This is a genomic window from Mycobacterium sp. E2238 (assembly GCF_001672665.1).
In the GTDB taxonomy this organism is placed as follows: domain Bacteria; phylum Actinomycetota; class Actinomycetes; order Mycobacteriales; family Mycobacteriaceae; genus Mycobacterium.
In genome coordinates this window covers 1-9,693 of sequence record NZ_LZKF01000227.1, presented here as the reverse complement: position 1 = coordinate 9,693, position 9,693 = coordinate 1, and the positions used below count along the sequence as shown (strand labels likewise).

Sequence of the window (9,693 nt, the reverse complement as noted above, 5' to 3'; positions counted from 1 at the left end):
TGATCCGGGCGGTGGCTCACCATCTGGCACGCCACGGTCGACGACATGTACCGCGGACCGGCCGCGGACCGGGCGAAGGTTCAGGCCGCCAGGATCGCCTGGGCCATGCACCGCCGGCTGACCGGACTCGATGCGCCCGAACTGCTCGCCACCGTCGCCCCCTGATCAGCCGTGGCTGATCCGCAGCAGCTCGGCCAGGTTGGGCAGCTTGACGCGGGGGCGGCCGTGCGGCTCGCCGGCCGCCCGCTCATGGCGGTCGATGATCTCCCAGTGCGCCGAGGTCACCAGCTTGGGCTGGCGTGAGGCGAGCCACTCGGCCAACTTGTCGGCGTGGTCCTTGGGGAACTCGGCCATGCCGCCTTCTTTCGCCCGGTCCGCGGCCGGTCCGCGGTACATGTCGTCGACCGTGGCGTGCCAGATGGTGAGCCACCGCAAGAAGTGGCGGTGGGACAGCGGGGTTCGCCGGTGAATGTCCCGGTGCGCCTGCAGCGCGCTACCGCGGTAGCGTCCCGCGCGAAACAAAACGGTCTCCCAGAAATCGCACATCGTCGGCACGTGCGCGTCCAGCCCGACGGCGCGCAGTCCGGCGAACGGCTCGGCCAAAACCTCGTCGTTCAGCGCCCGCCCATAAAAGCGGCGCAGCAACGCCTCCACGTCGGCGCGGTCGGTCAGATCCGCACTCGCTTCAGCCATCGCCACACCCCACTCTCATAAGTTGCTGCACCGGATCACCAGCACGGAATGCGCCGCGTTGCAGGCCTGCTCAGCGGCATGAGAGTCGGTGACCAGCAACTGGCCCGCTTCGGAGTGGGCGCGGATGTACTGCTCCACACTGCCCCGCACGATCGCGGACTCCACCCGGACGTCGGGATACAGCCGCGTCCACCGCCCAAGTCGTCGACTCAATTGCGCTTGCGCCGAACGCGTTCCATCGTGCGCGTCCTCGGGGCATACCCAGAGCGCGTGCAGTGTGGCTCCGCGCAGCCTGGCCTCGTCGAACGCGTGCCGCAGCACCATGCCGTTGTCGACGTCGACCACGACGCTGTCGACCTTCGGGGGTGTCGACCGTCTCGCAGGCTGATGGATCACGGCCAGCGGGCACCGGGCAGAGCGGGCCAAGGAGGTTGCTACGGAGGGTTCGCCATGGCAGGCATGGCTCAGCCCGATGGAACCGATACACATCATGGCCGCCGACCTCGACTCCTCCGTCAGCTTGGTCAGTGGCCTCCCGCAAACGATCTCGGTTTCGACCTGGACGGGAACGCCGGTGGCGTCGACGGACCGATGGGCGTCGGCCAGCGCCGTCCGGGCTGCGGCGAGACGCGTCTCACACGCTTGCGCGCTGGACGCGTCCTGCGGATCGACGACATAGATCAACCGCATTGGGATGTTCCGGCTGGCCGCCTCATCGAGGGCCCACAGCGCCGCCTGCGTCGCCGCCCTCGATCCGTCCACCCCTACGACGACCGCCGGACCTGGATGGCTATTGCTCATCGCGGTCTCCTCTGCTGAGCTGTACGCGGGGAACTTTCACGTCGCTCAGCCACGACGGTATGACCGGGAACGTCTCTGCCCCAGGGGCATTGGTCCCGAAATCGAGGCCATTGGCCCCTGGGACCAGCGACGGCTGAAATTCGCGTTCCCACCGCGATGACGAGCGAACACGCTTGAAGACGGGAGACTCGCAGATGGCCGCTCAACAGACCGCTCGACAAGCGTCCTCGCAGCCGCTGGTCGGCAAAGGCTGGATTCAGGGCGTCGCCCTGGTGATGATCTTCGGCTTCCTGGTCATGGGCATCCTGGCCTACCGCACATACTCGGCGTCGATGCCGATGCCGGACAAGGTCGTCAACGAGTCGGGCCAGCTGCTGTTCACCGGCGACGACATCACCCGGGGGCAGGAGCTCTACCAGACGCGCGGCCTCATGGAATACGGCTCGGTGCTGGGGCATGGCGCCTACCTGGGGCCCGACTACACCGCGGAGTACCTGCGAATGGCGACGCAGGACGTGGGCGATCAGCTACGGGCGCAGGGGGTCGCCGATCCGCGTGACCGGGTGGTCACCGAATTCCGCACCAACCGCTACAACGGCAACACCAAGACGTTGGTGTTCACTGACCGGCAGGCCGCGGCGTTCGAGCACATTCAGCGCCACTACGCCGCTTTCTTCGGCGAGAACTCGACGAAATACGGGCTACTGCCCCAGATGATCACCGACAAGGCGCAGATCCACGACCTGACGGCGTTCTTCGCATGGACGGCCTGGGCGGGGGCGGCCGAACGCCCCGGCCACAAGTACAGCTACACCAACAACTGGCCGGCCGAATCGCGCGTCGACAACGGGCCCACCGCGCCGGTGATCGTGTGGTCGGCGCTGTCGCTGATCGCGCTGCTGGGTGGCATCGGCGTCATGTTCGCGGTCTACGGGCGCTGGAGCCAGAAGGTCGGCTGGCACGGGGCGGAGTCGTCCACGCTGTCCTTCCGCCAGCCCGGCGAAGTGAGCCTGACGCCCGCGCAGCGGGCCACGATCTGGTTCTTCGCGATCGTGTCGGTGTTGTTCCTGGCGCAGACGCTGTTGGGCGCGGCGGCCGAGCATTACCGGGCCGACCTGTCGAACTTTTTCGGGCTGGATCTGGCCCGCGTGCTGCCCTACAACCTCGCCCGCACCTGGCATGTGCAACTGTCGCTGTTCTGGACCGCGGCGGCTTTCCTGGCCGGTGGCATTTTCCTGGTGCCGTTCATCGCCCGCCGCGAACCGCGCCGTCAGGGCTTGCTGGCCTACGTGTTGCTGGGCGCGGTCGCGGTAGTGGTGTTCGGATCGCTGATCTGCGAGGCACTCTCGATCTACGGAGTGATCCCGCACGGGCTGCTGTCCCAGCAGTGGGAGTATCTCGACCTGCCGCGGCTGTTTCAGATCCTGCTGATCATCGGCATGTTCGTGTGGATTGCGATCATCTTCCGGGGCATGCGCGCGCGCCTCAAAGGCGAATCGAAGATGAACATGCCGTGGTTGTTCTTCTTCTCCGGGCTGGCGATCCCGGCGTTCTACACCGTCGGGCTATTGGCCAGCAGCGGCACGCATTACACCGTCGCCGAATTCTGGCGGTTCTGGGTGGTGCACCTGTGGGTCGAGGACTTCCTCGAGCTGTTCACCACGGTGATGGTGGCCTACATGTTCGTGTTGCTCGGCGTGGTGCGCGAACGGATCGCGCTGGGCGTGATCTTTCTCGACGTAATCCTGTATTCCGCGGGCGGGGTCATCGGCACCATGCACCACCTGTACTTCTCCGGCACCCCGGTGGAACACATGGCGCTTGGCGCGTTCTTCTCGGCGGCAGAGGTCATTCCGTTGACCTTCCTCACCGTCGAGGCATGGGCGTTCCTGCAGCTGGGTTCGCGACAGCAGTCGGGTGACGCCAAACCCTTCCCGCATCGCTGGGCGGTCATGTTTCTGGTCGCCGTCGGATTCTGGAACTTCCTGGGCGCAGGCATCTTCGGCTTCCTGATCAACCTGCCGATCGTGTCCTACTACCAGATCGGCACCGCACTGACCGCCAACCATGCCCACGGCGCGATGATGGGGGTCTACGGCATGCTCGCCGTCGGCCTGGCCATGTTCGCGTTCCGCTACGTGATCCCGGCCGACAAGTGGCCGGAGAGGTTGGCGCGAACCTCGTTCTGGTGCATGAACATCGGCCTCGCCTGGATGGTGTTCGTGACCCTGCTGCCGCTCGGCGTCCTGCAGCTCTACCACTCGGTCAACGACGGCTACTTCGAGGCGCGCTCCCTGGGCTACATCACCAGGCCCGGCAACGCCGTCCTGGAATGGCTCCGGCTGCCCGGCGACCTCATCCTGATCGTCGGCGGCGTGCTGCCGTTCGTCTGGATCGCCTGGACCGCGCTGCGGCATTTCCGGACGGGCTCGACGGTTCAGGAGTTGCCCGAACATCCGCTGTACGTCGAAGCCCCGACCGAGCCGGACACCAGTGCCGCGGTGTCGGCGAAGGACTGAGCGGTGACTCAACCGGCCGCCTCCGTTTGGCTGATCGCCGGCTATTCCCTTGCCCTGCTGGCCGTCGGCTGGAGTTTCGACTCGATGGCCCGGCGGGCCTCGGCGCGCGCGGCCCGTTGGCGCACAGGCCAATTCACCTACCGGCCCGATCATGACGCCTGGGTGTGCCCGCAGGACCACTGGTTGTGGCCGACTTCGTTCGATCCGCGGCACCGGGTCATGCGATATCGCGCCCAACCGGTGGTGTGTAACAGCTGTCCCGTCAAGTCCAGCTGTACGACGTCCGATCACGGCCGGGAGATCAGCCGCGAGGTGGACCCTTGGCCGCACTCGGACGCTGGGCGGTTCCACCGCGGGATCGCCTGCTGCGTGGCCGCCTTCGGAATCGTGTTGCCGCTGGCCATGTTGGTCGCCAATCACTCGGGCGCCGACGTGTTGGTATTGACGGGCACCATCGGGGTTGTCGCACTGCTCGGCCTGCCGCTGGTCCGCCACCTGTGGAACACCCCGTCCAATGGGCCGGAGCACCTTCCCCACCGCACCGCGCTCGAAGACCAGGCGGCCGCGGCGATCGACAGGTATTCCACTCGCTGGGGCGGCTGGGAAAGCAAGGAGGGCAAGGCAACATGACCACCGTTGTGATCGTCGTCGTCGCTGGGATTGTCACGCTTGCCGTGCTCGCGAGGTGGTCGCTGGCCGTGCTGCGCGAATACGAACGCGGAATCGTCTTCCGGATGGGGCATGTGCGCCCGCTCTACGGTCCCGGGCTTCGTGTCCTCATCCCCTTCCTGGACAAGATGATCCGCGTCGACCAGCGGTTGGTGACGCTCACCATTCCGCCGCAGGAGGTGATCACCCGCGACAACGTGCCGGCCCGGGTCAACGCCGTCGTCATGTTCCAGGTGATGGAGCCGCTGAAAGCGATTCTGGCGGTGGAGAACTACGCGGTGGCGACCTCCCAGATCGCCCAGACCACGCTGCGTTCGCTGCTCGGCCGGGCGGACTTGGACACCCTGCTGGCACACCGGGAGGACCTCAACAGCGACCTGCGCACGATCATCGAAAAGCAGACCGAACCTTGGGGAGTGCAAGTCCGCGTCGTGGAGATCAAAGACGTCGAGATTCCCGAGTCGATGCAGCGGGCGATGGCCCGCGAGGCGGAGGCCGAACGGGAACGCCGCGCGAAAGTCATCAACGCCCGCGGGGAACTGCAGGCCTCCGAAGAGCTACGTGAAGCGGCGGAGACGCTCTCGAAGAGCCCCGCCTCGCTGCAATTGCGTTACCTGCAAACGCTGTTGGAACTGGGGGCAGACCAGAATTCGACCGTCGTCTTCCCGCTGCCGGTGGACATCATCACGCCGTTCTTGCGACACCCCGAGGCGCTACAGGGCATCGTCGACAACTTCAACAATCGCCGGTGACAGGCGAGCGCCACTTGCGGTGATGGCGCGCCCGCCCGTCGTACGGAGCTATACCGGGGGCGGCTCGGACGGTGCGAACCGCCAGTTGTCCGGATTCTTCGGCGAGTACACCACCGGAAACAACTGGCCCATGGTGGGCCACTGCTCGACGTCGACGGCCATGCGCTGATACACGGCGTGTTCGCTGACGGTGGGCCCGTTGATCACGCCGGATATGGTGACGAACTGTTCACCGGTGGCGTCCGGGCGTGGACTCACACCGGTGACCAGCAACGTACCGTTCAGCACATCGCCGCGGGGGCCGCGCGGCAGGAACCGCTGGGCTAGAGCGACCGCCAAGACGGCCACCAACAGGAACAGCACGCCGAATTCCCACACGCCGCCATGGTAGGGCCGTGATAGGACTGCGTCATGAGCCGGGACGATCTGACGTTGGCGCTGACGCTGGCCGACCGCGCCGACACGCTGACGTCGGCGCGGTTCGGGGCCCTCGACCTGCGCGTTGACACCAAGCCGGACCTGACCCCGGTCACCGACGCCGACCGCGCGGTGGAGACCGAGCTGCGGGAGACGCTGGGCCGCGAGCGGCCGCACGACAGCATCGTCGGCGAGGAGTTCGGCGGAACGACCACTTTCACCGGGCGCCAGTGGATCATCGACCCCATCGACGGCACCAAGAACTTCGTGCGCGGCGTGCCGGTCTGGGCCAGTCTCATCGCACTGCTCGAAGATGGTGTGCCCACGGTCGGCGTCGTCAGCGCCCCCGCCCTGCAGCGCCGGTGGTGGGCGGCGGACGGCGAGGGCGCCTTCGTCGCGGTCAACGGCGCGCCGCCCCGCCGGCTCTCGGTTTCGTCTGTCACACAATTGGATTCGGCCAGCCTGTCGTTCTCCAGCCTGTCCGGTTGGGCGCAACGTGGCCTACGGGAACGCTTCATCTCGCTGACCGACGCCGTGTGGCGGGTGCGCGCCTTCGGCGATTTCCTCTCCTATTGCCTGGTGGCCGAGGGGGCGATCGACATCGCCACCGAACCGGAGGTGTCCGTCTGGGACCTCGCGGCCCTCGACATCCTGGTGCGCGAGGCGGGCGGGACGCTCACCGGCCTGGACGGCGTCGCGGGGCCGCACCGCGGCAGCGCGGTGGCAACCAACGGGCCGCTGCACGAACTCGTACTTCGCGCTCTCGATGCCGGCGGTCTGTGAATTAGTTAACAACTGTTCTCTGTTATCTTACTCCGGAGTAAGATAGGCTTATTCGCACTGCCCCGACTACTACAGGCTGCCGACATGACCGACACTGGTTCCGGTTCAACACAGAGTTCGAAATCCGCCCGCTCGCGTCGCAAACGCAAAGACCAGCAGAGCGGGATCGGGCTGCAACCCCACAAGCGCACCGGCGTCGACATCGCCATCGCGCTGCTCACCCCGCTGATGGGCCAGGAATTCCTGGACAAGTACCGGCTGCGCGATCCGGTCAACCGGGGGCTGCAGTACGGCACGAAGACCGTCTTCTCCACCGCCGCCGCCGCGTCCCGCGAGTTCAAGCGGCTGCAGAACCTGCGCGGCGGACCGACCCGGCTGAAGTCGAGCGGCAAGGACTACTTCGACCTGACCCCCGACGACGACCAGAAGATGATCGTCGAGACGCTCAGCGAATTCGCCGAGGAGGTACTGCGGCCCGCGGCGCACGACGCCGACGAGGCGGCGACCTACCCACCGGACCTGATCGCCAAGGCAGCGGAGTTGGGCATCACCGCGATCAACATCCCCGAGGACTTCGACGGCATCGCCGCGCACCGCTCCAGCGTGACCAACGTGCTGGTGGCCGAGGCGCTCGCCTACGGCGACATGGGTCTCGCGTTGCCGATCCTGGCCCCCGGGGGCGTGGCCGCCGCGCTGACCCACTGGGGCAGCGCGGACCAGCAGGCCACCTATCTGCACGAGTTCGCCGGCGAGAACGTCCCCCAGGCCTGCGTCGCGATCGCCGAGCCGCAACCACTCTTCGACCCCACCCGCCTGAAGACCACCGCGGTGCGGACGCCGAGCGGCTATCGCCTCGATGGCGTGAAGTCGTTGGTCCCGGCGGCGGCCGACGCCGAGTTGTTCGTCGTCGGAGCGCAGCTGGAGGGGCGGCCCGCGCTGTTCATCGTCGAGTCGTCGACGAAAGGCCTTACCGTCAAGGCGGATCCGAGCATGGGCATCCGAGCGGCGGCCCTGGGCCACGTCGAGCTGTCCGGCGTCACCGTCCCGCTGAGCGCGCGGCTGGGCGAGGACGAGGCAACCGATGACGACTACTCGGAGGCCATCGCGCTGTCCCGGCTGGGCTGGGCGGCGCTGGCGGTGGGCACCTCCCACGCGGTGCTCGACTACGTCGTGCCCTACGTGAAGGAGCGCGAGGCCTTCGGCGAGCCGATCGCGCATCGTCAGGCCGTGGCGTTCATGTGCGCCAACATCGCGATCGAGCTGGACGGGCTGCGACTGATCACCTGGCGCGGCGCGGCGCGGGCCGAACAGGGCCTGCCATTCATTCGCGAGGCGGCGCTGGCCAAGCGGCTGGGCGCCGACAAGGGCATGCAGATAGGCCTGGACGGCGTGCAGTTGCTCGGCGGCCACGGCTTCACCAAAGAACACCCGGTCGAGCGTTGGTATCGCGACCTGCGGGCCATCGGCGTCGCCGAGGGCGTCGTAGTCATCTAACACGAGCTGAAAGTTCAACCATGGCAATCAATCTGGAACTGCCCCGCAAGCTGCAAGCGGTCGTCGTCAAGACTCATCAGGGCGCGGCGGAGCTGATGCGGCCGATCGCGCGCAAGTACGACCTCAAGGAGCACGCCTACCCGGTCGAACTCGACACGCTGTACAACCTGTTCGCCGGCGCCTCGGAATCGATCGAATTCGCCGGGGCCGACAACCTGGGCGATGAAAACCAAGACAGGGACCAGAACCACAACGGCGCCAACATGGCCGCCCTGCTGCAGACCTTGGAGGCTTGCTGGGGCGACGTCGCGATGATGTTGTCGGTCCCCTATCAGGGCTTGGGCAACGCGGCCATCTCCGCCGTCGCCACCGAAGAACAGCTGGAACGCCTGGGCAAGGTGTGGGCGGCGATGGCCATCACCGAACCGGGCTTCGGCTCTGACTCGGCGGCGGTATCGACCACCGCCAAGCTGGACGGCGACGAGTACGTGATCAACGGCGAAAAGATCTATGTCACCGCCGGTTCGCGCGCCACCCACATCGTGGTGTGGGCCACGCTGGACAAGTCGCAGGGGCGCGCGGCGATCAAGTCGTTCATCGTCCCGCGCGAGCACCCCGGCGTCACGGTCGAACGGCTCGAACGCAAGCTCGGCATCAAAGGCTCCGACACCGCGGCGATCCGGTTCGACAACGTCCGCATCCCCAAGGAGAATCTGCTGGGGAACCCGGAAATCGAAGTCGGCAAAGGCTTTTCCGGCGTGATGGAGACGTTCGACAACACCCGGCCGATTGTGGCCGCCATGGCCATCGGCGTCGGGCGCGCCGCCCTGGAGGAAATCCGCAAGATCCTCACCGAGGCCGGGGTGGAGATCTCCTACGACAAACCGTCACACGCCCAGAGCGCCGCGGCGGCCGAGTTCCTGCGGATGGAGGCCGACTGGGAGGCCGCCTACCTGCTGGCGCTACGTGCGGCGTGGCAGGCCGACAACAAGATCCCCAACTCCAAAGAGGCGTCGATGAGTAAGGCCAAGGCCGGCCGGATGGCCAGCGACGTCACCCTCAGGACTGTCGAATTGGCCGGCACCGCAGGCTATTCCGAGCAATCGATGCTGGAGAAGTGGGCGCGCGACTCCAAGATCCTGGACATCTTCGAGGGCACCCAGCAGATCCAGCAGTTGGTGGTCGCCCGCCGCCTGCTTGGCCTGTCGTCGGCCGAGCTCAAATAGCCCCCGGTCCGCGCCGAACGTGCAACCATGGCGGGAATTCGGCGATTTCTTCGCCCTGAGTGCACGTTCGGCGAAACTTAGGCAGCGACCGCGTTCAGCCCCTCGCGCACGTCGCCGTCGAGTTCGATGGACGCGGCGTCCAGGTTCTCCTCGAGGTGTCGCACCGACGACGTCCCCGGGATCAGCAGCACGTTGGGCGCCAGGCTCAGCGTCCACGCCAACGCGATCTGCGCCGGCGTATGCCCCAGCCGCTCGGCGGCGTCGACCACGAGTTGGTGAGTGAGTACCGGGTTGGGTCGCATGAAGGCGGCCCCCAGGGGGAAAAACGGAACGAACGCG

General features: G+C 66.8%; 9 protein-coding genes and 2 pseudogenes. 7 read left to right on the top strand and 4 right to left on the bottom strand.

Annotation, left to right across the window (positions count from 1 at the left end; genetic code table 11):
- Positions 1-9 precede the first annotated feature (9 nt).
- Positions 10-165: pseudogene (locus A5711_RS21015) on the top strand (cyanoglobin); the annotation flags it as partial.
- Between the two features lie 198 nt (positions 166-363).
- On the opposite strand, the pseudogene A5711_RS27340 reads toward A5711_RS21015, so the two are convergent.
- Together A5711_RS27340 and A5711_RS21005 are read right to left on the bottom strand one after the other, a co-directional pair.
- Positions 364-693: pseudogene (locus A5711_RS27340) on the bottom strand (group III truncated hemoglobin); the annotation flags it as partial.
- A gap of 15 nt (positions 694-708) precedes the next feature.
- On the bottom strand, positions 709-1,494 hold the full coding sequence (locus A5711_RS21005; RefSeq protein WP_067949928.1) for a universal stress protein: 786 nt from the start codon (positions 1,492-1,494) through the stop codon (positions 709-711).
- Positions 1,495-1,688: 194 nt separating this feature from the next.
- On the opposite strand from A5711_RS21005, the gene A5711_RS21000 reads away from it, so the two are divergent.
- The 3 genes from A5711_RS21000 to A5711_RS20990 are packed head-to-tail and all read left to right on the top strand — an operon-like array spanning position 1,689 to position 5,434.
- Positions 1,689-4,013 (top strand): nitric-oxide reductase large subunit, encoded by a 2,325-nt coding sequence (locus A5711_RS21000; protein WP_067949926.1) that lies wholly within the window; start codon positions 1,689-1,691, stop codon positions 4,011-4,013.
- Positions 4,014-4,016: 3 nt separating this feature from the next.
- Entirely contained in the window at positions 4,017-4,643 is a 627-nt protein-coding gene (locus tag A5711_RS20995) for a hypothetical protein (protein WP_067949924.1), read from the top strand.
- Positions 4,640-5,434 (top strand): slipin family protein, encoded by a 795-nt coding sequence (locus A5711_RS20990; protein ID WP_067949922.1) that lies wholly within the window; start codon positions 4,640-4,642, stop codon positions 5,432-5,434. The genes A5711_RS20995 and A5711_RS20990 overlap by 4 nt, the downstream gene beginning before the upstream one ends.
- A 48-nt stretch (positions 5,435-5,482) precedes the next feature.
- On the opposite strand, the gene A5711_RS20985 is transcribed toward A5711_RS20990, so the two are convergent.
- On the bottom strand, positions 5,483-5,812 hold the full coding sequence (locus A5711_RS20985) for a hypothetical protein (protein ID WP_067949921.1): 330 nt from the start codon (positions 5,810-5,812) through the stop codon (positions 5,483-5,485).
- A gap of 33 nt (positions 5,813-5,845) precedes the next feature.
- On the opposite strand from A5711_RS20985, the gene hisN reads away from it, so the two are divergent.
- The 3 genes from hisN (at position 5,846) to A5711_RS20970 (ending at position 9,354) form a co-directional block, all read left to right on the top strand.
- A complete protein-coding gene (gene hisN / locus A5711_RS20980) occupies positions 5,846-6,634 on the top strand; it encodes a histidinol-phosphatase (RefSeq protein WP_067949919.1) in 789 nt (262 codons plus the stop codon).
- A gap of 84 nt (positions 6,635-6,718) precedes the next feature.
- Complete coding sequence (locus A5711_RS20975) at positions 6,719-8,128, top strand: acyl-CoA dehydrogenase family protein (RefSeq protein WP_067949917.1); 1,410 nt, start codon at positions 6,719-6,721, stop codon at positions 8,126-8,128.
- Positions 8,129-8,148: 20 nt separating this feature from the next.
- Positions 8,149-9,354 (top strand): acyl-CoA dehydrogenase family protein, encoded by a 1,206-nt coding sequence (locus A5711_RS20970; RefSeq protein WP_067949915.1) that lies wholly within the window; start codon positions 8,149-8,151, stop codon positions 9,352-9,354.
- Between the two features lie 77 nt (positions 9,355-9,431).
- Here A5711_RS20970 and A5711_RS20965 read toward each other — a convergent pair.
- Positions 9,432-9,693: aldo/keto reductase (locus A5711_RS20965; RefSeq protein WP_197520842.1), on the bottom strand; the 262-nt coding region annotated here is incomplete at its 5' end.

Bases quoted from the DNA above. Each gene is read 5' to 3' on its own strand.
- A5711_RS21005 (WP_067949928.1), bottom strand. From the start codon at position 1,494: ATGAGCAATAGCCATCCAGGTCCGGCGGTCGTCGTAGGGGTGGACGGA.
- A5711_RS21000 (WP_067949926.1), top strand. From the start codon at position 1,689: ATGGCCGCTCAACAGACCGCTCGACAAGCGTCCTCGCAGCCGCTGGTC.
- A5711_RS20990 (WP_067949922.1), top strand. From the start codon at position 4,640: ATGACCACCGTTGTGATCGTCGTCGTCGCTGGGATTGTCACGCTTGCC.
- hisN (WP_067949919.1), top strand. From the start codon at position 5,846: ATGAGCCGGGACGATCTGACGTTGGCGCTGACGCTGGCCGACCGCGCC.
- A5711_RS20975 (WP_067949917.1), top strand. From the start codon at position 6,719: ATGACCGACACTGGTTCCGGTTCAACACAGAGTTCGAAATCCGCCCGC.
- A5711_RS20970 (WP_067949915.1), top strand. From the start codon at position 8,149: ATGGCAATCAATCTGGAACTGCCCCGCAAGCTGCAAGCGGTCGTCGTC.